Genomic DNA, 22329 nt, shown 5'->3' on the forward strand with positions numbered 1-22329 from the left:
ATGGTCAAAAACCCTCTTAAGGGCCGAATATTATAATACATCAATGACCGCTTTGACTTTTCTTTCCTTTACACCAGAGCAGCTCGAGGTCGATTTTCCATTTCCTTGATAATATGCAGAATCGTCTGGTTGACCGGAGTCGGCACGCCGTATTCGAGCCCCATGGACACAACCTTGCCGGCGAATACTTCCACCTCGGTTTTTCTGCCCGCCTCGATATCCTGCAGCATCGAGGTCTTTCCTTCTGGGGCCAGCGTCGAGAGGACGGAGAACCATTCGTCGATGTCTTTCTGGCTGAGGTTGACGGAAGCCCTGCCGGCCAGGGCGACGACTTCCTGCATCAACAGCAGCATCAAGGCCCGGGCGTCCGGCGAGGAGTGGAAGACCCCATAGGGCGCGCGCAGCACCGCCGAGGCCTGGTTGACACCAACGTTAATCATGAATTTCCACCACATGACAAACATCATATCGTCCGGGACCTCATGCGGGATCGCGGCGCGGGTCAAGGCTTCCTGCAGGCGGGCCACCCGGCCGTGATCGTCGGGTACCGGGCCTTCACCGAAAATGATCTTGCCGGGCCTGGCGTAGGAGAACTGATTGTCCTGCCGCACGGCGTCAATGCCCACCGCGATGGCATAGACCATCTTGTCCATGCCGCAAAGCGCACCGATGATCCGTTCGCTTTCAAGCCCGTTCATTACCGACAGGATAGTCGTCTCACCACCGACCACGGCCTGGATAAGAGGCAGGGCTTCGCGGAGGTGCGCGTGTTTCAGGGCGACAAGAACGAGGTCGACCGGCTCCGTCACCTCTTCCGGCCGCCGGACGTCAATACTATACGACTTGCCGTTGACCGTTAATGGCCCTTTGCTGAGCTTTTCGTAGCGCTCGCCCTGGGCCAGAAAAAAAAAGGAGAAACTCCCCGCGTCGGCAAACATGGTCGCATACGCCGCGCCCATGGCCCCTGCGCCGACAATGGCGATCGTGTTGATTTTTTTAACAATCATCGAATGAAATTCATAAAGATTTTGCCTTCTTTTTCCGGCGGCGTAATAGAACCTTTGCCATGCTCAACCAGCTTCATCAGCCAGGCCATATTCCGGCCGAGCGTCTGCATGATCTGTGTTCCCTCTACATCCTGGGTCGCTTCTCCCGGCTTGGTGCCGTGGATGACGTTCCAGTAGTTGGATGTCGGCAGAAGCATTTCCGTATAGCAGAGAAAATTGTTCAGCTGATTGAAGGCAGGCAGACCACCGGACCGACGTACCGCAACCACGGCCGCGCCGACCTTATGGCGCAGCATGCTGTTATTGACGCCGGTTACGTAAAAAACCCGGTCGAGAAACGATTTCATCGTGCCGCCGATGGCCGAAAAGTGCACCGGGGAGCCGATAATGATGCCGTCAGCAGACTTCATTTTCTGAATATATTCGTTGACGACATCATCGACCTGCACGCATTGTTCGTTTTGCTTTTTCGCACACTGGCCGCAAGCCAGACAGCCGCGGATGGCCTGGTTGCCGACATGGAGGATTTCCGTTTCGATGCCTTCTTTTTCCAGGACATCGGTAACCATTTTTATCGCATGGTAGGTATTGCCGTTTTTGTTGGGGCTGCCGTTGATTGCTACTGTTTTCATGGAGTTCCTCTCATTTTATGGTCAATTTTAATATATTTTGATTCTGGACAGTTGTGGTATAATCACCGATACGAGGCAAAAGGTCAACAACGCAGAGGATGTGGGAATATTTTATTCCTGGGCAATTCCTGGCGATTTTATTAAAAACAACAATGTGTTGTAGAGTATGACAGAAAGAGTCCCAGATGATATCAGGCGAGATCTGCACAACGCCTGCGCGCTGCATCAACAGGCCACGTCCGACTATGAGAAGTGCCAGGAATTCAGTAAATTGATGTCCGATCTCCTCGCCAGATTAGAGGACGCCGGGTGTTTCGATACAGCCGACAAAGTGATGTCGGTTTTGCTCGACTGCAGTCCCAAGCCCGGCACCCACTGTGAAAAATCGACCGTTGTCAGTCAACGGACCAAAAAGCTCGGCTAAATATAATGATGCGTAGAGCGAAGAAGCGGAAGTCTCACCCCCCCGAGTTCAAAGCAAAAGTGGGTCTTGAGGCACTGCGAGGGGTGAAGACGATCGATGAGATAGGCCGGGAATACGGTGTTCATCCTGAACAGGTCGGGCAGTGGAAGAAGGCACTTGAGGAACACGCCACAAGGTTATTTGAAGGCAAGCGAGAGCATCAGGAGCCGGAGCGTCTGCACATCGACGAGATTCTCTCTGACGCAACCGGAGACAGACAGCATGAAGAACAGTTGCTGGCACGGGAACAGTGGTTCAGAAACCTGGTCGAGACCATCCCCGGAACAATCTTCCAGTGCCTGCCGGACAGGGAGTGGACCATACTTTTCATCAGTGACGAGGTCGAACGTCTGTCCGGCTATCTCGCCTCCGATTTTATCCACAATAAGGTGCGCACCTTTGCCGGCTTGATCCACCCCGACGATGTGCAGTATGTCGAGGATGCGCTGGGCCAGGCGGTCAAACATCGTCACCTCTATACCTTAGAGTACCGGATTGTCGATCGATACGGTCATATTCACTTCGTCTATGGACAAGGAAAAGCCACCTACTCGGATGATGGTACCCCCATCAGCCTGTTCGGGACCGTCATCGATATCAGTGCTCACAAAAAAGCGGAAGAGGCATTACGCAAAAGCGAAGAACGCTATTCTTTTGTTATGCGAGGTGCCAACGATGGTTTCTGGGACTGGAATTACCTGACCGATGAGATCTACTTCTCACCGCGTTACAAAGAGATTCTTGATTATCGACCGGATGAATTTCCCGATCATATCGACGAGTGGTGGAAGCGGATCCACCCCGATGACATGGACCTTGTCATGGCAGCGATCGGGCCTTGCGTGAAGGGGGAGAGAGACAGTTTCTGGGTGGAATATAGAATGCAGCAGAAGGACGGCCATTACGTCTGGGTTATAGACCGGGGAGCCAGCATCAAGGATACAACCGGCAGGGTCGTCCGGCTGGCCGGCACCAAGACCGATATTTCCGAGCGTAAAAAGGTGGAGGCGTCCCTTGCCGCCGAGCGGCAACAACTACAAAACATTCTCGATAACAGCCAGTTAGGGGTCACTTTTACCAGCAATGGGATCATCCGTTTTGCCAATCCCAAATTCCTGGAAATGTTTGATAGCCATATAGGGGATCCCGCGGTTAACCTCTATGTCGATCCGCAAGAAAGGGCTGCAATTGTCGCAAGAGTGGCAGCTCACGGCAGGGTGGAAAACTACGAACTGCAAGCGTACGACCGGCAGGGCCAGATCAGGGATATGCTCACCAATTACATGTCGTTCACCTACCAGGGAGAGGAGGGAATCCTCGGCTGGTTGCTTGATATAAGCGAGCGGAAAGCGTCGGAAAAGCGTCTTCAGGAAAGTAAAGCACGGCTCGAAGCGGTTACCAGAGGAGCAAAACTTGGCATGTGGGACTACCTTCCGCAACAGAGGGAAACGTTTGCTAACCAGACATTGGCCAGGATGCTGGGATATGATCCGCGAGTACTACTCGAAACCACGGCAAAATGGTCCCGCGTTCTAAGAGGTATCGAAATCTGGTCGGATTTAATGCATCCCGATGATCTGGCAGCGGCTTCGAAGCTGTTCATGCAGCATCTGCAAGGCAAGACAGATTTTTTCCGTGCCGAATTTCGCATGCGTTGCGCTGACGACAGCTGGAAGTGGATTCTTTCTGCCGGTCAGGTAGTGGAACGTGACAGTGCGGGACGAGCCCTGCGCATGACGGGAATCCATGCCGATATTGACGAGTTAAAAAAAATGCAGCAAGAGCTGGAGGTGGCCAAGGATACGGCCGAAAAGGCGACAGAAGCCAAGTCGAATTTTCTCGCCAATATGAGCCATGAGATCCGCACCCCGTTGAACGCCGTTATCGGCCTGTCCCATCTGACACTGCAGACGGAACTCAACCCCAAGCAGCGTAATTATATCGAGAAGACCAATCGCTCCGCGGAGTCCTTGCTCGGCATCATCAACGACATTCTCGATTTTTCCAAGATTGAGGCGGGCAAACTCGAGGTAGAACACATCGATTTTCGTCTCGAGGAGGTCTTCGACCATTTGGCCAACCTTGTCGACCTCAAGGCGGAAGGGAAACACCTCGAGCTGGTGTTTGACCTGCCACCTGATCTGCCCACCGCCCTTGTTGGCGACCCCTTACGCCTGGGGCAGATACTCGTCAACCTGGGCAATAATGCGGTAAAATTTACCGAGCAGGGGGAGGTGGTGATCGGCGTGGAGACGGTTGACCAGGACGACAACAAGATCAAACTGCATTTCACGGTACGCGATACCGGTGTCGGCATGTCCCCGGAAGAGCGACGGAAGCTGTTTCGGTCCTTCAGCCAGGCGGACACCTCGACCACCAGAAGGTACGGCGGTACAGGACTTGGTCTGGTTATCTCGAAAAAGTTGACCGAAATGATGGGAGGTGAAATCTGGTGTGAAAGCGAGGAAGGTGTCGGCAGTACTTTCCACTTTACGGTGCAACTGTCCAAACAACCGGACAAGATCAGCAGTCGCTTTTCAGTGGCGTCGACCAACCTGCGGGCGTTGCGGGTGCTGGTAGTGGATGATAATAGGTCGGCCCGTGAGATCCTGGCTTCCATGCTGGCCTTCTTCGGCCTGCGCGTCGATCAGGCAGGAAGTGGAGAAGCCGCATTGACCCTGCTGGAAGAAGCCAATGACGACGATCCCTACAACCTGGTCATCATGGACTGGATGATGCCGGGCATGGACGGGATTGAGACTATACGGGCCATCCAGTCCGATACTCTGCTGAGCGAGGTGCCGACGATAATTATGGTTACGGCTTACAGCCGGAAAAAGGTAAGCCAGTCCACTGCAGAAATCAATATCAGCAGCTTCCTGACAAAACCGATTACGCCTTCCACCCTGTTGGAAGCTATTATGCTGGCGATGAGGCTTGAAGCGACTGACTTCGCTCGAGTCAATAGTCGCCGGGAAGCAATCAAAGCCGTTCTTGCCGGTCTGCGCGGTGCCAGGGTACTGCTGGTGGAAGACAACAAGATCAACCAGGAGCTGGCTGTGGAACTCCTGACCGCCAACGGGATTATCGCCGAAGTTGCCAATGACGGGCAGGAGGCTCTGGAGCTGCTGGAAAAAGAGCAATTTGATGGGGTGTTGATGGACTGCCAGATGCCGGTGATGGATGGCTACGAGGCGACCCGGCGGCTACGCAGGCAGGAGAGATTCAAGGACCTGCCAGTGCTGGCGATGACCGCCAACGCCATGGTGGGTGACAGGGAACGAGCCCTTGCCGCCGGGATGGACGATCATATTGCCAAGCCCATCAACGTCCACAATATGTTTACCACCATGGCCAGGTGGATTACCCCCTCTCTGCCACTCAAGCCATTACCTCCTGCCGACCCCGTAAAGGCCGTCACCGAGGCGGATATTCCAGTGCTTCCCGGTATCGATACAGCGGCAGGACTGGCTCGCTGCATGGGCGACCGCAGATTGTATCGCAAGATCCTGCAGACGTTCCATGATGACAAGATCGATTTTGCCAATCACTTCCGTAAGGCACAGGCAAGTGACGACCCGCAGGCAGCCGCCCGCCGCGCCCATTCCCTGAAAGGGGCGGCGGGCACCGTGGGTGCCACGGCAGTGCAAAATGCTGCCGAGGCACTGGAATCCGGGTGCCTGGAAGAGGCCGGCAAAGAGCAAATCGATCAGCTGCTGAACGCAGTGGTATCCGAGCTTTCCCCAGCGCTGGCAGCCCTGCAAGCACTTCTAAAAAAAGGACCCACCAATCTTGGGTGAGTGCATCCAAAATGGCAAGGTTAATGGCGATAGCTGATAGGCTGACAAACTTTCGTCAAAGAACTGAAAAGGGATATTGGCAGCACCGAAACCCAGATCCGAAATCGGTTATCAGAAGGCTGGTGGCCGAAGCAGCATTGTGGACGACGATTTTTCATCGTTTTGCCCAGTGCCGCGCATCACAGCCTCAATCTTCCGTATCTCTGAACAGCTCTCGGCCGATGAGCATCCGACGGATTTCACTGGTACCGGCACCGATTTCATACAGCTTGGCATCACGGAGCAGTCGGCCGGTCGGAAATTCGTTGATATACCCGTTCCCACCAAGGCACTGGATGGCCTCAAGAGCCATCCAGGTCGCCCTTTCAGCCGCATAGAGAATAACCGCGGCCGCATCTTTACGAATGTTACTACCGGTATCCGCAGCCTTGGCCACAGTGTACACGTAGGAGCGGCAGGCATTCCAGGTGGCGTACATATCGGCGAGTTTGCCTTGCATCAGCTCGAATTCGCCGATAGGCCGACCAAATTGTTGACGCTGATGGATATACGGCAAAACGACATCCATGCAGGCAGTCATGATTCCTAAAGGACCGCCGGACAGAACCAGTCGCTCATAGTCAAGACCGCTCATCAACACCTCAACGCCACGATCAAGCTTACCGAGGATGTTTTGCGCTGGAACAGCACAATCGGTAAAGACCAGTTCGCAGGTGGGCGACCCGCGCATGCCAAGCTTGTCCAGTTTGGGGCTGGTGGAGAATCCCGCCATGGTTTTTTCTACCAGAAAAGCGGTGATACCCTGGTGCAGTTTTTCCGGCGAAGTTTTGGCATAAACCACCAGCACGTCGGCATTCGGGCCGTTGGTAATCCACATTTTTGTGCCGTTCAAGACATATGTATCGCCCTGTCTGACGGCTCTTAGCCGCATGCCGACCACATCCGAACCGGCCCCCGCCTCGCTCATGGCCAGGGCGCCGATATGTTCCCCGGAAATTAGCCTGGGCAGGTAGCGTTCTTTTTGTGCAGGGGTTCCGTTTCGGTTGATCTGGTTAACACAAAGATTGGAGTGCGCGCCGTAGGCAAGGCCAACCGAGGCTGATCCCCGACTAATCTCTTCCATGGCTATGGCATGTTCGAGATAGCCCATTGCCGCCCCGCCGTATTCTTCCGGAACAGTAATACCCAAAAGGCCTAAAGCGCCCATCTTCAGCCAAAGTTCCGGCGGAAAATGATCCTCCCGGTCAATCTGCGCTGCCAGAGGGGTAATTTCCGTGCTGACAAAACCTTGTACCGATTCACGCAGCAGGCTCGCGGTATCTCCCAGACCAAAATTCAATTGAGGAAATGTCTTCATAGTCGCTCCAGGTTATCAGAAGTTCAGCTCTTTGATGTCAGCAAAAAAATCAAGGGCTTCGGGATTTTTCAGGGCGTCTTTATTTTTTACTTCCCGGCCATGGATCATCTTCTGCACAGCGAGCTCGACCTTTTTCATATTCAGGGTATACGGAATATCAGGCACTTTTATTATCTTTGCCGGAACGTGCCGCGGTGAGGCGTTCCATTTGATGTTTTTTCTGATTCTTTGCTGCAGTTCATCAGTTAATTCATAGCTGGCTTTCATCTTAACAAAGAGGATGACCCGGCTATCATTTTGCCATTCCTGTCCGACCACGACGCTGTCCTCGATCTCTTCCATCTGCTCCATTATCCGGTAGATCTCAGCGGTGCCAATTCGGACGCCGCCAGGATTTAAGGTGGCATCGGATCTGCCGTAGATGATGACACCGCCCCGCTCGGTAACTTCGATGAAGTCGCCATGGGTCCAGACGCCGGGAAACCGTGCAAAATAGGCTGATTGATATTTCTTGCCGTCCTCGTCGTCCCAAAAATAGATAGGCATGGACGGGAAAGGGGCTGTACAGACAAGTTCACCTTGCTGGCCTACGACCGGGGAACCATTCTCGTCATAGCTGAAAACCTTCATGCCAAGGCCGCGGCACTGCAGTTCGCCTTCATATACCGGGCCCATCGGGTTGCCGAGAGCAAAGCAGCCATTCAGATCGGAACCGCCGGAGATCGAGGCGAGCTGCATATCTGTCTTCACTTCCTCATAGATGAAGTGAAAATCTTCCTTAGAAAGAGGTGACCCCGTGGAAAGCAGCGACTTGAGAGGGGCAAGATCAAATTGTTTGCCCGGTCTTACGCCGGCCTTTTTAAGGGCGGCAATATATCCGGCACTTGTGCCGAAAATGCTGATTTTTTCCTCTTCAGCCATTCGCCACAAGGCATCCGGACCAGGATGAAAGGGGTTGCCATCGTACAGAACAAGGGTTGCCCCAACGGCCAAAGATGTGGTCAGCCAGTTCCACATCATCCAGCCACAGGTGGTGAAATAAAAGATCGTATCGTCTCGTTTCAGATCGGTATGCAGCAGCAGCTCCTTGAGCTGGTGCAGCAGGACCCCGCCCGCACTTTGCACCATGCATTTGGGCAGGCCGGTAGTGCCGGACGAGTACATGATATAGAGAGGGTGCTCGAAAGGCAGCTGGGCAAATTCTATTGCCTTGGAATTGTTGCCGATAAAATCCCCGTAAGGAACCGCGTTCGGTAGATTGGCAAGATCTGGTGTCACCTGGGTGTAGGGAACAACAATGATTTTTTCCAGGGACGGTATCTGTTCAATAATTTTTGCTATCTTGGCCAGGCTGTCAATAGCTTTGCCTTTGAAAAAATAGCCGTCAGCGGTAAAGAGGATTCTTGGTCTGGTCTGGCCGAATCTATCCAGTACACCTTTAATACCAAAATCAGGCGAGCATGACGACCAGATTGCGCCGATGCTTGTTGCCGCCAGCATAGCGATAATTGATTCAGGCATATTCGGCATGAACCCGACAACCCGGTCGCCGGCAGCGATTCCCGCTTGACGAAGAGCCGCCGCAACCTTGGCGGTAGCAGCATAGAGTTCACTGTACGTAAGACTTCTGCGAACTGAGTCTTCTCCCCTGAATATCAGGGCTGTCTTTTCATCCCGATAGCGCAGCAGATTTTCGGCAAAGTTCAACCGGCTCATGGTGAACCAGTGTGCACCGGGCATTTTGGTCGGATCGTCAATGACGCTTTGGTATTCTTTCGAGGCTTTGATACCGGCAAAACGCCACATCTCCGCCCAGAAGGCTGCAATATTTTCTACCGACCACTGATACAGGTCATTGTAGTCGTTACAATGTATTCCGTAAGTTTGGTTCACGCTCTGCATAAACCTGTACATGTTGGAATCCTTGATTCGCTGTTCCGACGGTTCCCATAACGGTTTCACCATAGCCTTCCTCTTGGTTTGAATCTCTATCGCTCTCAATTCTTAGACAGTTTCATTGCCAGCTCGCGCAGTTTGTATTTTTGTATCTTACCGCTGGCGGTTGTCGGGTACTCGTCGACAAAAAAGATATATCTGGGAATCTTATGGTATGATATCTGGTCCTTACAGAATTCGATGATTTCTGTGTCGGTGGCTTTTTCCGAAGCCTTGAGCTGGATAAAGGCGGCCACCTCCTCACCATATTTCTTACTCGGAAGACCGACGACCTGCACATCTTTGACCTTTGGGTTGGTGTAGAGAAATTCTTCAATCTCGCGCGGATAAATGTTTTCTCCGCCGCGGATTATCATATCCTTTATTCTGCCGGTGATCTTGCAGTACCCGTTCTCATCCATAATAGCCAGGTCCCCGGTGTGCAGCCAGTTGTCCTTATCTATTGCATTTGCCGTGGCTTCAGGCATCTTGTAGTATCCCTTCATCACGTGATACCCTCTGGTACACAACTCTCCCTGCTCGCCGACAGGCAGCTCCTTGTTGGTCACCGGGTCGACAATCATTACCTCAACGTTGGGCAGGGCTTTGCCAACCGTGGTGGTTTTCAGTTCCAGGGAATCCTGATCCCTGGTCTGCGTGATTCCTGGCGATGCCTCGGTTTGACCATACACAATGGTCATCTCGTTTGCCCCCATATCCTTGATGACTCGTTTCATCACTTCAACAGGACAGGTTGATCCGGCCATGACACCGGTACGCAGACTCGATGTATCGTAGCTGTTGGCATCCATCTCTTCAAACTCGGCGATGAACATTGTCGGCACCCCCAGAAGAGCAGTGCATTTTGAGGCCTCGACAGTCTTCAGAACATTGACGGCTGAAAACGAGACGACCGGAGCCATGGTGGTACCGGAGACCATGCAGCATAGGGTTCCGATAACACAGCCAAAGCAGTGGAAAAAGGGAACAGGAATACACATCGCATCGTCCGGGGTCAGTTTCATGCATTGAGCCATACTCAGGGCATTGCCTATCAGATTGGTATGGGAAAGCATAACACCTTTAGGGAATCCCGTCGTTCCCGATGTATACTGCATATTTATTACATCATCAGGTTTGAGCGAGGCAGATCTCTCCTTAAGCTGCTGATCCGACACCTGTTTGCCCATTTGCAGCACATCGTCCCAGTTATACATCCCGGCAATTTTTTCTTTGCCAAGATAGATAATATTTTTCAAAAAAGGGAGTTTTTCACAGTGTAATTTCCCCGGTTCACTGTCCTTTATCATCGGACAGACATTGTTCAGTACCTTGAGGTACTCGTCGGCGTCTCTTACTCCACCTGTCAATATAATTGTTGTAGCATCAGATTGTAATAAAAGATACTCAAGTTCATTGCTGCGATAATTGGTATTCACCGTTACCAGGACCGCCCCCATCCGAGCACTGCCATATTGCGTATAGATCCACTCAGGAAGATTGTTGGCCCAGATTGCTACCTTATCGCCCTGGGCAATACCGAGGGCCATGAGCCCCTTTGCAACATCGTCGAATTTTTCTCTCAATTGGCGAAAGTTCTTGCTGATGCCCATGGTATGATACTCTAGTCCTCTGTTATCTCCGAAGTTTTCCGCTAGAATATCGACTACATCACCGATGGTCATTTTGCCAACTAAGATATCTGGTTTATTCATTTTTTCCCCTAGAAAATGTGATAATAAGTTGAGATACATGCCTGGCAAACCTCCCGGAGGGGGCCGACAGAAGGTATTTCCCCTCGACTGGCCCCCTCCGGGATTGAGCAAGATGACAATTCTTTCTGCCTTTCCGACAGAACAAGCCTTCCCCCTTAAAAACTAAACCCTTCCGGGAGCTGCTCTTTTGTCGTACCTTCCGGTACCCATGACAGATCGAGGATGGTGAAAGTTGCCCCACTTGTCTTAAAGATCGGCACCACCTTCATGTCAAATGCCGGATCACCAAGGCTGAGATAACTCATCAAGATAGTCGCCACCCCGTCAAATTCAATATTGATGAACTTGATGGGCTTTTCAAGGCTGTTGAAGGCCCCTGACCGCGCACAGACCATAAAGGTATGAATGCGTGCTGTCTTCTTGGCAATATCTGTCAGATCGATAATCGTATTTCTGCTGAGACAATCGGGGCAGTGGACACGAAACGGCAGGTATATCGTTCCCTTGGAGTCACAATCCGGGTCATCACAGCGAGTCGCCATCAGTTTCCCCTGGCTGAGTGATTCAAAGAATATTGCTTCTCCACCATAGGAATGGATATAGGTCATATCTCTCGGGTTCGTTACGCCGAGGAGTTTCCAGCTGTCATCGGCGTCGCGTATCGGGGTGTTTGGTGTCAGGTGGTGAAAATCACCTTTCAGTTTGTATTTATTGTCTTTGACAAAAACCTGTCCGAACATGCTCATAGTATCTCTCCTTTATGCATCTTTCTTTATCAAATGATCGGGGTCCATAAGGATAGTGGACGTGACATGGGAACCAACGCCGGCATGGCTGATCGCCATGCCTCTTTTTGCGCCGACGACCTGGAGGTTGGTCCAGTCACTCGGTTTTTCCCGGTTAAATTTTTTCCACAGTTTTTCATCGCCATGGGTCTCTTCCCATCGGTTCCAGATATGTGTTGCAACTTCGAGGGTCTGCATGATACCTGTAGCCCCAACCGAATGCATGCAGCCGATCAAGCCACCGGAGAGATTGGATGGCAGTTTGCCGGGCTGACCGGTGTGCGGGTTGGTATGGTAACAGTCGCCGGATTCAACATAATCCCGGCCGTAACCATAAGGCCGTATGCCGACATCCTCGTAGGTCTGGACATCACTGATGGTGAAGGCGTCATGCAGCTCGACCAGATCGAGGTCTTCGGTCGGGTCGGTGATTCCGGCCATGCCATAGCCATAAAGAGCTGCCATCCTCGCGGCGAGAAATCCGGTAAATCCGGGATATCGATCCCCTCCTGGGAATCGTTCGCCCAGATCTTTGTACTGATCTGCCGTTTCATTTGGTAACAGCGGGATGTCCATATCCAGTCGATCGGCAGGACGAAGGGTATGCGAACCGGCGGCTACATAGAGGCGTAAAGGCTTATTTTTAGAATTTTTGGTCAGTTCTAGCGCGGTGTCTTCATCGCAGAGAATTGTACAGGCTGCGCCGACGCTCATCAGGCAGCAGTCGAGGGCCCGCAATGGATAGGCGACTACCGGGGAGTTTAATACATCATCGACGGTAATCTTCATCGGTGACTGGGCAAACGGGTTGAACCTGGCATAGCCATGGTGTTTCACGGCGATTTCCGCCAGAGTCCTTCGGAAGGAGTCTTCTGATTTACCAAAAATCTGCCAGTAACGCTGGGCCATGACCGCATAATATCCGGTATAGATATGGCCGAGGGGTGATTCCCAATCTTTATCCGCCGCACACGAAATGAGGAAATTCCCCTCGTCGGTGGGCACCTCGTCCATCCGCTCCCAGCCCATCACCAGAACGCAGTCAGAATACCCTGAGGCTACTGCTTTCATGCCTTCCCATATGGTCGATCCGCCAGTGGCACCACCGGTCTTTACCCCGACGTTACCAAGCGGATCAAGACCGAGGCGATCGTGAATGACCGATTCTCCAAGCAGCTGGTCGCCAAAATGATCAGCGAAATGTCCATAATAACACGTATGGATGTATCGTTTCAACTCAGCCGACGAGAGTCCCAGCAGTTCTGAAGCCATCTTGAAGGCATCGATGCAAAGTTCTTCCGTTCGCTTGTCCGGAAAGGCTCGATCAAACTTGGATTGCCCGGCCGTTACCAGATATACTGGTCTTTGCAGTTTGGGAATCTTCAACTGTTGTTTGCTGAATGTGATCATACCTCGGTCTCCTGTTGGTTATGGTTTGCTTGCGTAGATAATTATTTCTAAGCAACGAAGCCGTTGTCAAACAATGACATGGCCGGAGTACTGCCTGGAGGGGCACAAGGATCGGTAACGAAATGAATAAAAATAGCCAGGTTGTTTCGTAACGGCTCCTAAACTGTTCCCACCCATAAAACAAAACTGATGGTGGTGCTGTTATTGGTAATTTTCTGGTTTACCGGATTGGACCAGAAGTGGACCGAATCACCCTCTACCAGAGGATGGTTTTCATCGCTGAGCATGAGTTCCACCGATCCTTTCAGTACACAGAGAATTTCCTGACCATTTTTGATATTTTTCCGGACGGGGATAGATTTTCCGGGCTCGATGACCAGGATGGATGAATCGATGACGGTTCTGTTTTCCGGAGGGAAAAAACGTCGGGTCACAAAGCCGGTATGGGAAAGATCGATGTCATCCCATTCCGATTTCCTGATGATAATGATTTTTTCCTGTTTATTGACCTGAGTGATGAGATTACCGGCATCGATGCCGATGGCATTACAGATTCGGATAAGGGTATCTACAGAAGGGGAATTGACATCATTTTCAACCTGGCTGAGAAAGCCTTCGGATATGGACGCCTTCTCTGCAACGATTTTCAGCGTCAGTTTCTTGTTCTTCCGGGCTTTTCTGATCAATGTCCCTATGTTCATGCCCTCTCTTCTCCAGATTACCCAGGATTCCTCGATAATAATTCACATCAGCAGAAGTCGACAATTTAAGCATCGGTTAAGCTTATGCATTGGTTAATTTTAACTGAACAAACATTTGACCTTCTGTCAATGAATATATTTCTTCAACCTCAATAAAAAAAGCCTTCGGATGTGGACACCTCCTTCACAGCAATTATCTTATTTATTTTCTTTTATTTACTGGTTATTCCGACCAATATCCTTACATACACTCTCTGCCTTCCTGAGCACCCGGGATCTTTAGATAGTATTTGAGATTATCGGAAGTCAACATATTAAGCATAGATTAAGTTTATGCCTGAGTTAATTCGGCTGGTTACATCGCAACCTTTGGCAATGGCACGAAGCAACTGCGAGACCTTGGAGCGATCAGGCGAAGGTTTACCAGGGAAGAAAACCACATGAATCGGCACTATGGCAATTGCCGGACGAACACCTCGACGAATTCGAAGACGGTGGAGAACACAACTGACAGCTCTCAGGGGGGGGGGACTGACGTTTTTTCTTTTCCATCACTTTTTCACAACAAAAAAAAGGGTTTCAGAGAAGAACTCTGAAACCCTTGAATTTACTGGAGCCAGCAAGCGGAATCGAACCGCTGGCCTGCGCTTTACGAGAGCGCCGCTCTACCAACTGAGCTATGCTGGCAATGATGTTAAAAGAGAGCAAGGAGGCCTGCGCCTTGGGTCCCCGCTCATTTCAGTACGCCTATATAGCAGGTAATCATTGAAAATTCAACTATTATGAAATATAACCTATGCATAATTTTTTAGGCAAAGAGCAGCTCACCCCGAGAAAGATGCAACGTCACAATCGATGTACACGTCAACAAACGGTAAGCCATCCTGGGAATATGTCCAACGCTTTTTACCTCATAGTCCTTCTCTTTCTCCTTCCGGGCTGTACGGAAGACACGGCAGACGAGCAGACAGCCGTTTCACTTCGGCAATGTATCGACTGCCATGCGGTGCACCCCGACAGCAACCATCAGCAGACCTGCATCTCCTGCCATAAAGGGAACAATCAGGCCGACAGCAAGGAGGTCGCCCATGCCGGCTATGTCCCCTCCCCCGCCCACCCGGATCATCTGGCCAAATCCTGCGGCCCCTGTCATGCGGATATTACCGATAAAATAGCCAGTTCGGTGCATTTCACCCTGGCCGACAGCACCAACCTGTTCAGAAAGGCGTTCGGTGCTAAAACCGATCTGGCCGAATTTCGGGCAACCCCGAAGAATGTTTCCCCGGCAAGCGCACTGGAGCTGGCCGATGATCTGCTCCGCCGCAGGTGCTTTCGTTGTCATCCCTACAGTTCAGGCGATGCCTATCCTGCCGTCAGTCATGGTACCGGCTGCGCCTCCTGTCATATGGCCTTCAGTGAAGGAAAAGCCGTCTCGCACACCCTGGAAAAACCCGGGGATGCCCAGTGCCTGTCCTGCCATTACGGCAATTATGTCGGTTTTGATTACTATGGCCGTTTTGAACACGACCTCACTATCGAATATCGAACGCCCTACACCACAAAAAATAAATATTTCCGGCCCTATGGTGTCGAATATCACCAGCTGCAGGCGGATATTCATCACCTGCGCGGCATGCTCTGCATTGACTGCCATAGCGGCCGTGAGCTGATGCGACAAGGTGAAGAAAAACCGTCCTGCGACGGCTGCCATGACGGCAAGGAACTCATACGTTCTCTGCCTGCCGGGGTCGAAAAGCAGCAGAATTCTTACGTTCTCCATGGCCGGGACGGCACAGACCACCCTCTCCCGCTGATGCGCCATCCGGCCCACGAGGGGCAAACGGAAAAAATTACCTGCCAGGCATGCCATGCCCAGTGGACCTTCAACGATGTCGGCAAACATTTCCTCAGGTCGGATACCGACGATTTTGAGGAGTGGTCGCATCTCTCCGTCCAGGGAAGTTTTGAAATTGAGACCATTATCGACCATAACAATGATTTTGATAAAACAGAGCTTCCCGCGGAAATGACCGACAAATTAACCGGCGCCCCGGAAACCGGTCTGTGGCATAAGGGCTTTACCATGCGACGCTGGGAAGAGATACTCCTCGGACGCGACGACCAAGGAAAAATCAGCACGATGCGCCCGCTGCTCGACTACTCCCTCTCGTGGATAGACGAAGAGGAGACCGTCCGCTTCGATTCGGTCCCATCCTCTGCCCAGGACAAAGGCCTGCACCCCTATGTGCCGCACACCACCGGGCCGGCCGGGCTTTTTTACCAGGAGCGTCTGGCCCGGTTTCTCGACAAGGAACGTTCTGCCCCTGCAGAACCAAATACCCCGGAGCCGATCAATGCACCTGATTAGTCATCGACGGAGCACTGCATGATACGTTTGACTCCAGTCGCCTCGGACGAAAGATACACCGGCACCTTGTTATGGTGTCTCTTCCTGCTGCTTGTCCTGCCGCTCTTTTTCGTTCCTGCCGCCCAGGCCTCCGGACACAGACCTGCCGCCACACAGAACCCGTATGTTATCGACAATAAAAAGTACTACCCCATTCCCTCGGCCGAAGGCTATAGCGAAAAAGGCGTGGCCTCCTGGTATGGCGGCAAGTTCCACGGCAGGAAGACGTCGAATGGAGAAATTTACGACATGCATTCGATGACCGCCGCCCACAAAACTCTGCCGATGAATACCATGCTGCTGGTCAAAAACCTGGAAAACGACCAACAAACCGTGGTCCGCATCAATGACCGCGGACCGTTCGTGCGCGGCAGAATTGTTGATCTCAGCTATAAGGCGGCAACCGCGCTGGGCATTCATGAAAAAGGGATCACCAGGGTACAGGCCATAGCCCTTGGCCAGGAAGCCGTCAGTAAATGGGGCGAACCGCCGGTCCTGGTCTATCAGGATCTGTCGGTTGGAGAATTTTTTGTGCAGATCGGCGCCTTCGCGGAACAACGCAATGCGGATAAATTACAGAAACGATTCAGTGATGCCGGGCATACGACGGCTGTTCGCAAGTCTCTCGGCACCGTGTCAATGCTCTACAGGGTACTGGTCTACGCTGGGAAAACAATGCAGCACGCCAAACGGGCGGAAAAATCTCTGCTTGAACGCGGCTATGTCGGAGCATTTATCATCGCCGAATAATTCCGGGTCGAGCCCGGAATGACAGCGGCAAGAACCGCAGCTTACCAAAGAGCGGTTTGATATACCAGCTGCAACAGGTTTTTCAGGCGGGCATGGTCCTTCACCCCCGGGTGCGACTCTACCCCGGAGTTGATATCCACCGCGTACGGGTGCACCGCACTGATGGCGGCAAGGACATTTTCAGGCGACAGTCCCCCGGCCAAGAGGATCGGCCCATGCAGCTGCAGCTGCTCGATAATTGACCAGTCAAAAATCCGCCCGGTCCCGCCTCTTTCGCCCTGCACGTAGGTATCGAGCAGAAAGGCATCGACGCAGGCATGGTAGGCAGCAAAGTCGTCCGGCCGACTCTCGGCACCGACACGAATGGCCTTGATAAGACTGCAGCAAGGAAGTTTTTGACGTAATGCCCAGCAGTAGTCGACCGACTCATTGCCATGCAGCTGCAGGGCGGAAAGCCCCGTCGCGGCAACGGCGACCACCTCGTCGATTGTCGCATTGACAAAGACACCGACCCTGTCGACAAAGGGGGGCAACTGTTTGATTATCTGTGCCGCCTTCTCCGGAGCAATGGCGCGGGGACTTTTGCTGTAAAAGATAAAACCCAGCGCGTCAGCGCCGCAGTCCGCAGCGACCAGGGCATCTTCCAGGCGCGTGGTACCGCACACCTTCACCCGTGTTCTTCGCGGTACTTTGCCGACCACAGACGACATCCTTATTGACGCAGAGACTGCAGCAGCGGACTGTCGGCGCCGGCCCGCATCAGCGTCTCCCCGACCAGGGCCGCGCTGATCCCGGCATCGCGCAACCGCCGGAAATCATCGGCGGTTTTCAGCCCCGACTCACTGACCACCGGAATATCTTCGGGAATGAGTCTTTTCAACCTGAAGGTCGTTTCGAGGTCCATCGAAAAGTCCTTGAGATTACGGTTATTGATGCCGATCAGCGTACTGCCCCCTTCCAGGGCCCGTTCCGTTTCCCATTCGTCATGCACCTCGACCAGCACATCCATGCCGAGTTCCCCGGCACAGGCCTGATACTCGCGCAGCTGGTTGAGATCGAGGATGGCGGCGATCAACAGGATGGCATCCGCCCCGTGGACATGGGCTTCCTTGATCTGCAGTTCATCAATAATAAAATCCTTGCGCAGAACAGGCAGGGCAACCGCCTCGCGAACCTGCATCATATAGACGAGGGCGCCTTGAAAAAAATCGACATCGGTCAGAACGGAAATCGCCTGCGCGCCATTTTCCTGATAGTTAACGGCAATATCCACCGGCCGGAAATCGGCACAGATAACCCCCTTTGAAGGAGAGGCCTTTTTCACCTCGGCGATGATCGAAACATCGGCATACTGCATGAGCGTGCGGCGAAAACCGCGCGGCGGACCAATCTCCCGGTCCCTGAAGGCGGACGGCAGCTGGATCCCCTTGGTGCGCAGTGCGGCGACCTCAATCTTCTTTTTTGCCACTATGGTATCTAAAATCATTGCCATAAATCACCAGACCCTTCGTTACGCTGACGCTTTACCGGCGGTGCGGGAATAACCGACGAGCTGTTCCAGTTTTTCAAGCGCCGCCCCGGAGGCAATCACTTGCCGGGCCAGGACAACACCGGCCTTGATGCTCTCGACCTTTCCTGCGGCAAGAAGAGCAGCCCCGGCATTGAGAAGAACCATGTCGAGCCGTGCACCGGGCTCGCCCCGTAACACTGAACGAACCAGTTCCGCCGCTTCCGCAGCGGTCGCTCCGCCTTGTATATCGGCAATTGCTGCCCGGCTGAGCCCGACATCCTCGGGCTCGATGGTGTAGCTGGTCACCTTCCCCTCAAAGCCATCCGCCACATGCGTGGTACCGGTAACGGTCATCTCATCCATATTCCCCTCACCCCAGACAACAAGGGTGCGTTTCATGCCAAGCCGGACCAGCACCTCGGCAAGAATTGTCGTCAGTTCCCTATCAAAAACGCCGGTGAGCTGGACATTGGCCCCAGCCGGATTGGTCATTGGCCCAAGAATATTGAAAATAGACCGGATACCGATTTCCCGCCGTGGTCCGATGGCGTATTTCATCGCCCCATGGAGCATCGGTGCAAAAAGAAAGCCGATGCCCACTGTTCGGACACACTCGGAAACCGCCTCTACCGAGAGGCTTAAGTCGACGCCGAGGGCCTCAAGGACATCGGCGCTGCCGCATTGTGACGAAACCGCCCTGTTGCCGTGTTTGGCCACGGGAACACCGGCCGCGGCGACAACAAAGGACGTCGTCGTCGATACATTAAAGGTACCGGAACAGTCTCCGCCGGTGCCGACAATATCAATCAAGACCGCACCGCCGGCGGTATCGACGCCTGCGTCGACGAAGGTGGCTTTTTCGCGCATGACCCGCACCGCACCAACAATTTCGTCGATGGATTCACCCTTCATCCGCAAGGCGGTGATAAACGAACCTATCTGGGCGTCGCTGGCGAAGCCGCCCATGACATCGTTCATGACCGAAACCATTTCCGTTTCGCTCAGATCCTGACCAGTGACAACTTTGCCGATTGCTTCTTTAATATTCATGATTTTTTTATTAGGTGTTTTTCCGGGCAACCGTATTATCGGCGTAACAGGTTTACATAATCGGCCGCCAGAAAATTTTTCAAAAGGGTTATGCCCGCCGGAGTCATGATCGACTCGGGGTGAAACTGCACCCCTTCGATCGCCAGTTCCCGGTGCCGCAACCCCATCAACTCGTTTTCGTCGGAGCGGCAGGTCACCTCCAGACAGGCCGGGAAGTCACTTTCCTGGACAATGAGGGAATGGTAGCGCATGCCGTCAAAAGGATTCGGCAGGCCGGAAAAGACGCCTTTGCCATCATGGGTCATCGGGCTGGTCTTGCCGTGCATGATGCGTCCCGCCCGAACAACCGTGCCGCCAAAGGCCTCGCCTATGGCCTGATGGCCGAGGCAGACACCGAGAATCGGCAGCTTGCCGGCGAAATAGGTAATCGCCTCAATGGAAATTCCGGCCTCTCGCGGCGTGCAGGGACCGGGGGAAATCAACAGTCGATCGGGCTGCAGTTCTTCAATTTCCCGCACGGTGATCTTGTCATTGCGAAAGACGCGAATGTCTTCGGTGCGGCCCTCTTCCAACCCATTCGCCGCCACAGTCTGGACGATGTTATAGGTGAAAGAATCGTAATTATCTATGATAACGAGCATGTTTCAAAATCCCTTCTCTGCAAGTTCAACGGCACGACGCAAGCCCAGCGATTTATTGACCGTTTCTTCATACTCTTTTTCCGGCTCGGAATCGGCGACAATGCCCGCCCCGGCCTGAATCCATAAATCCCTGCCCTTCATGACAAAGGTCCGGATGGTGATGCAGAAGTCCATATTGCCGGAAAAGCCGAAATAACCGACAGCTCCGGCATAGGGCCCACGTTTGTCCAGCTCCAGCTCATCGATAATCTGCATCGCCCTGATCTTCGGCGCACCACTGACCGTACCCGCCGGAAAACAGGCGGCCATGACATCGAATTGATCTTTGTCATCGGCAATCTCACCTCGGACCCCGGAGACAATGTGCATCACATGGCTGTAACGCTCGATGACCAGCAGGTCGTGGACATAAACATGACCGCCTTTGGCTACCCGGCCGACGTCATTGCGACCGAGATCGACGAGCATCAGATGTTCCGCCGTCTCTTTCGGGTCGGCGAGCAGCTCACGTTCGAGTGCCAGGTCCTCTTCCGGCGTCGCCCCTCGTTTTCTGGTCCCGGCGATCGGCCGCAGCTCGATGTTTTTGCCTTCTTTGCGCACGAGAATTTCCGGTGACGAACCGATTTGAATGACATCGCCCAACTGGAGATAAAACAGATACGGACTCGGATTTATATGTCGCAGCGCCCGATACAGTACCATGGGGGCCAGCTCGGTTTCCGTGTGAAATCGCTGGGACAGCACCACCTGGATGATATCACCGGCATGGATATATTCCTTGGCTTTAACCACCATGGCTTCGAACTGTTCTCTGGCCATGTTCGAGGTAAAAACGTGCGAAAGAGAAGTGTTGTTGCCGCTTGCTGCAAAAAAATCCGCCGAGACGGGCCGCTTGATTTTGCCAATTACCTCATCAATACGCGCAACCGCATTATTATAAAGCATATCGCCATCGTCGTCATCCACCTGCACCCAGCAGACAACGGTCACGGTCTGTTTGAAGCTGTCATGCACCAGGACGATTTTCGGCACCATGAAGGAGGAGTCGGGAAACTCCGTCGCCGGGCGGCTGTCGGGGAGCTCCTCCATGAACCTGACCATATCATAGCCGAGAAAACCGACCGCGCCGCCGCAGAACCTCGGCAGATGGTCGTATTCGGCGGCATCGAGATCGCTGATTAAGGATTTAAGGGCACGCAGGGGATCGGCGGAAAAGGTCCGGCTTTCGCGCAACCCTTTTTTTACTTCCGAAAGCGTGATGGCCTCCGCAGTAGAGGTAAAGGTGACCAGGGGATCGTAGCCGATAAAAGAAAACCGCCCCCATTTTTCGCCGCCCTCCATGCTCTCGAAAAGAAAAACATGGCTGTTACCATCGGCAACTTTGGCAAAAAGGGTTAACGGCGTATCAAGATCCGCCACTATTTCCCGGCACACGGGAATCAGCCGGGCCACGGCCATGTCACTCTTGAATCTCTGTACGTCCGGTAGAACCATTCTCGTAGGCATCGGCTTAATTGGCTTATTGTATGGATAAAAAGCTCTGATAGTCAGTATGGACAGTAACATACCAGTTATCGGCTCTTCTTGTCCAGCCTCTTCCTGGCAGAAAAAATAAAAAAAAGAGCCATGGAATCCAGCGATTCCATGGCTCTTTTTTAATTTCTATCAACCGTTTCTTGACAAACGGTCAGCCGGCGATTAGGCGGCACTGTCCATTTTATTCACCCGTTTGGCGAGACGGGAAATTTTACGGGACGCGTTCCGCTTATGAATTGTTCCCTTGGCTGCTGTCCTGGCAATGACTGAAGTAGCTTCTTTCAGAACATCCTTTGCAACATCTGCTGTTCCGGCACCCACAGCTTCATCGAGTTTGCGGATGATCGATTTCATTTTGGTCTTGTTCATTTTGTTACGCAAACGAGCAGCCTGAGCTTGACGGGTTCTCTTTTCAGCGGATTTATGATTTGCCACGTAGGTGTTCCTCCTGTAAGTATCGTATCTCTTTAGAGAGATGAATAAAATATATTTTCAATGCATCAGTGACCGTAATCGCTGCAAGGCGCACTGATCCTGAATAGTCCATATTGTGAAGGGCATAATTTATAATGTAAGAAAAGGACATTGTCAACAGATATCATCAGGTATTCGTCATCAATTTCATGTCGA

General features: G+C 52.6%; 18 protein-coding genes, 1 tRNA gene and 1 pseudogene. 5 read left to right on the forward strand and 15 right to left on the reverse strand.

All coding sequences use genetic code 11. The features are described from left to right. Positions 1–68: 68 nt before the first annotated feature. The gene (locus ACYQ8U_RS15815) at positions 69–1007 is read right to left on the reverse strand and encodes a ketopantoate reductase family protein (RefSeq protein ID WP_459946524.1); all 939 of its coding nucleotides are present in this window, start codon (positions 1005–1007) and stop codon (positions 69–71) included. Further along, entirely contained in the window at positions 1004–1639 is a 636-nt protein-coding gene (locus tag ACYQ8U_RS15820; protein WP_459946525.1) for a flavodoxin family protein, read from the reverse strand. Before ACYQ8U_RS15820 ends, ACYQ8U_RS15815 begins: the two co-directional genes overlap by 4 nt. A 166-nt stretch (positions 1640–1805) precedes the next feature. Here ACYQ8U_RS15820 and ACYQ8U_RS15825 point away from each other — a divergent pair, with 166 nt between their 5' ends. The 3 genes and pseudogenes from ACYQ8U_RS15825 to ACYQ8U_RS15835 all read left to right on the forward strand — a co-directional run bounded on the left by ACYQ8U_RS15825 (position 1806) and on the right by ACYQ8U_RS15835 (position 5902). Then, positions 1806–2063 carry a hypothetical protein gene (locus ACYQ8U_RS15825; protein WP_459946526.1) on the forward strand — a complete coding sequence of 86 codons (258 nt, stop codon included), beginning with the start codon at positions 1806–1808 and terminating at the stop codon, positions 2061–2063. Positions 2064–2071: 8 nt separating this feature from the next. Further along, a pseudogene (locus ACYQ8U_RS15830) lies at positions 2072–2258 on the forward strand (transposase); the annotation flags it as partial. A 77-nt stretch (positions 2259–2335) separates the two neighbouring features. After that, complete coding sequence (locus ACYQ8U_RS15835; RefSeq protein WP_459946583.1) at positions 2336–5902, forward strand: PAS domain-containing hybrid sensor histidine kinase/response regulator; 3567 nt, start codon at positions 2336–2338, stop codon at positions 5900–5902. A gap of 187 nt (positions 5903–6089) precedes the next feature. Here the strand turns inward: ACYQ8U_RS15835 and ACYQ8U_RS15840 are convergent, their stop codons facing one another. From ACYQ8U_RS15840 to ACYQ8U_RS15870, 7 genes are all read right to left on the reverse strand, one after another. Beyond that, complete coding sequence (locus ACYQ8U_RS15840; RefSeq protein WP_459946527.1) at positions 6090–7259, reverse strand: isovaleryl-CoA dehydrogenase; 1170 nt, start codon at positions 7257–7259, stop codon at positions 6090–6092. Between the two features lie 15 nt (positions 7260–7274). After that, the gene (locus ACYQ8U_RS15845) at positions 7275–9224 is read right to left on the reverse strand and encodes an acetoacetate--CoA ligase (protein ID WP_459946528.1); all 1950 of its coding nucleotides are present in this window, start codon (positions 9222–9224) and stop codon (positions 7275–7277) included. A gap of 32 nt (positions 9225–9256) precedes the next feature. Further along, on the reverse strand, positions 9257–10909 hold the full coding sequence (locus ACYQ8U_RS15850; RefSeq protein ID WP_459946529.1) for an AMP-binding protein: 1653 nt from the start codon (positions 10907–10909) through the stop codon (positions 9257–9259). 155 nt (positions 10910–11064) lie between these two features. Next, on the reverse strand, positions 11065–11655 hold the full coding sequence (locus tag ACYQ8U_RS15855) for a Zn-ribbon domain-containing OB-fold protein (RefSeq protein WP_459946530.1): 591 nt from the start codon (positions 11653–11655) through the stop codon (positions 11065–11067). A gap of 12 nt (positions 11656–11667) precedes the next feature. After that, positions 11668–13104: a thiolase domain-containing protein gene (locus tag ACYQ8U_RS15860; protein ID WP_459946531.1), complete on the reverse strand. Its 1437-nt coding sequence runs from the start codon at positions 13102–13104 to the stop codon at positions 11668–11670. 158 nt (positions 13105–13262) lie between these two features. Continuing rightward, positions 13263–13805, reverse strand: coding sequence for a helix-turn-helix domain-containing protein (locus tag ACYQ8U_RS15865; protein WP_459946532.1), 543 nt, complete (start codon positions 13803–13805; stop codon positions 13263–13265). A 611-nt stretch (positions 13806–14416) separates the two neighbouring features. Next, positions 14417–14492 (reverse strand) — tRNA-Thr (locus tag ACYQ8U_RS15870). A gap of 109 nt (positions 14493–14601) precedes the next feature. Here ACYQ8U_RS15870 and ACYQ8U_RS15875 point away from each other — a divergent pair. Both ACYQ8U_RS15875 and ACYQ8U_RS15880 read left to right on the forward strand, forming a co-directional pair. After that, on the forward strand, positions 14602–16173 hold the full coding sequence (locus tag ACYQ8U_RS15875; protein ID WP_459946533.1) for a cytochrome c3 family protein: 1572 nt from the start codon (positions 14602–14604) through the stop codon (positions 16171–16173). 18 nt (positions 16174–16191) lie between these two features. After that, a complete protein-coding gene (locus ACYQ8U_RS15880) occupies positions 16192–16962 on the forward strand; it encodes a septal ring lytic transglycosylase RlpA family protein (protein WP_459946534.1) in 771 nt (256 codons plus the stop codon). Between the two features lie 41 nt (positions 16963–17003). On the opposite strand, the gene ACYQ8U_RS15885 is transcribed toward ACYQ8U_RS15880, so the two are convergent. From ACYQ8U_RS15885 to rpsT, 6 genes are all read right to left on the reverse strand, one after another. Then, positions 17004–17663, reverse strand: coding sequence for a phosphoribosylanthranilate isomerase (locus ACYQ8U_RS15885; RefSeq protein ID WP_459946535.1), 660 nt, complete (start codon positions 17661–17663; stop codon positions 17004–17006). 11 nt (positions 17664–17674) lie between these two features. Next, positions 17675–18454, reverse strand: a complete 780-nt coding sequence (gene trpC / locus ACYQ8U_RS15890) for an indole-3-glycerol phosphate synthase TrpC (RefSeq protein WP_459946536.1) — start codon at positions 18452–18454, stop codon at positions 17675–17677. Between the two features lie 18 nt (positions 18455–18472). Further along, the gene (gene trpD / locus ACYQ8U_RS15895; protein WP_459946537.1) at positions 18473–19522 is read right to left on the reverse strand and encodes an anthranilate phosphoribosyltransferase; all 1050 of its coding nucleotides are present in this window, start codon (positions 19520–19522) and stop codon (positions 18473–18475) included. Between the two features lie 35 nt (positions 19523–19557). Then, positions 19558–20163, reverse strand: a complete 606-nt coding sequence (locus tag ACYQ8U_RS15900; protein WP_459946538.1) for an anthranilate synthase component II — start codon at positions 20161–20163, stop codon at positions 19558–19560. Positions 20164–20166: 3 nt separating this feature from the next. Beyond that, positions 20167–21657: an anthranilate synthase component I gene (gene trpE / locus ACYQ8U_RS15905; protein WP_459946539.1), complete on the reverse strand. Its 1491-nt coding sequence runs from the start codon at positions 21655–21657 to the stop codon at positions 20167–20169. A 204-nt stretch (positions 21658–21861) separates the two neighbouring features. Further along, positions 21862–22134, reverse strand: a complete 273-nt coding sequence (gene rpsT, locus ACYQ8U_RS15910) for a 30S ribosomal protein S20 (protein WP_459946540.1) — start codon at positions 22132–22134, stop codon at positions 21862–21864. Positions 22135–22329: the final 195 nt, after the last annotated feature.

Source organism: Desulfocastanea catecholica (assembly GCF_054657295.1).

Coding starts and splice junctions, on each gene's coding strand:
- ACYQ8U_RS15815 (WP_459946524.1), bottom strand. CDS start 1,007: ATGATTGTTAAAAAAATCAACACGATCGCCATTGTCGGCGCAGGGGCC.
- ACYQ8U_RS15820 (WP_459946525.1), bottom strand. CDS start 1,639: ATGAAAACAGTAGCAATCAACGGCAGCCCCAACAAAAACGGCAATACC.
- ACYQ8U_RS15825 (WP_459946526.1), top strand. CDS start 1,806: ATGACAGAAAGAGTCCCAGATGATATCAGGCGAGATCTGCACAACGCC.
- ACYQ8U_RS15840 (WP_459946527.1), bottom strand. CDS start 7,259: ATGAAGACATTTCCTCAATTGAATTTTGGTCTGGGAGATACCGCGAGC.
- ACYQ8U_RS15845 (WP_459946528.1), bottom strand. CDS start 9,224: ATGGTGAAACCGTTATGGGAACCGTCGGAACAGCGAATCAAGGATTCC.
- ACYQ8U_RS15850 (WP_459946529.1), bottom strand. CDS start 10,909: ATGAATAAACCAGATATCTTAGTTGGCAAAATGACCATCGGTGATGTA.
- ACYQ8U_RS15855 (WP_459946530.1), bottom strand. CDS start 11,655: ATGAGCATGTTCGGACAGGTTTTTGTCAAAGACAATAAATACAAACTG.
- ACYQ8U_RS15860 (WP_459946531.1), bottom strand. CDS start 13,104: ATGATCACATTCAGCAAACAACAGTTGAAGATTCCCAAACTGCAAAGA.
- ACYQ8U_RS15865 (WP_459946532.1), bottom strand. CDS start 13,805: ATGAACATAGGGACATTGATCAGAAAAGCCCGGAAGAACAAGAAACTG.
- ACYQ8U_RS15875 (WP_459946533.1), top strand. CDS start 14,602: ATGCATAATTTTTTAGGCAAAGAGCAGCTCACCCCGAGAAAGATGCAA.
- ACYQ8U_RS15880 (WP_459946534.1), top strand. CDS start 16,192: ATGATACGTTTGACTCCAGTCGCCTCGGACGAAAGATACACCGGCACC.
- trpC (WP_459946536.1), bottom strand. CDS start 18,454: ATGGCAATGATTTTAGATACCATAGTGGCAAAAAAGAAGATTGAGGTC.
- trpD (WP_459946537.1), bottom strand. CDS start 19,522: ATGAATATTAAAGAAGCAATCGGCAAAGTTGTCACTGGTCAGGATCTG.
- ACYQ8U_RS15900 (WP_459946538.1), bottom strand. CDS start 20,163: ATGCTCGTTATCATAGATAATTACGATTCTTTCACCTATAACATCGTC.
- trpE (WP_459946539.1), bottom strand. CDS start 21,657: ATGGTTCTACCGGACGTACAGAGATTCAAGAGTGACATGGCCGTGGCC.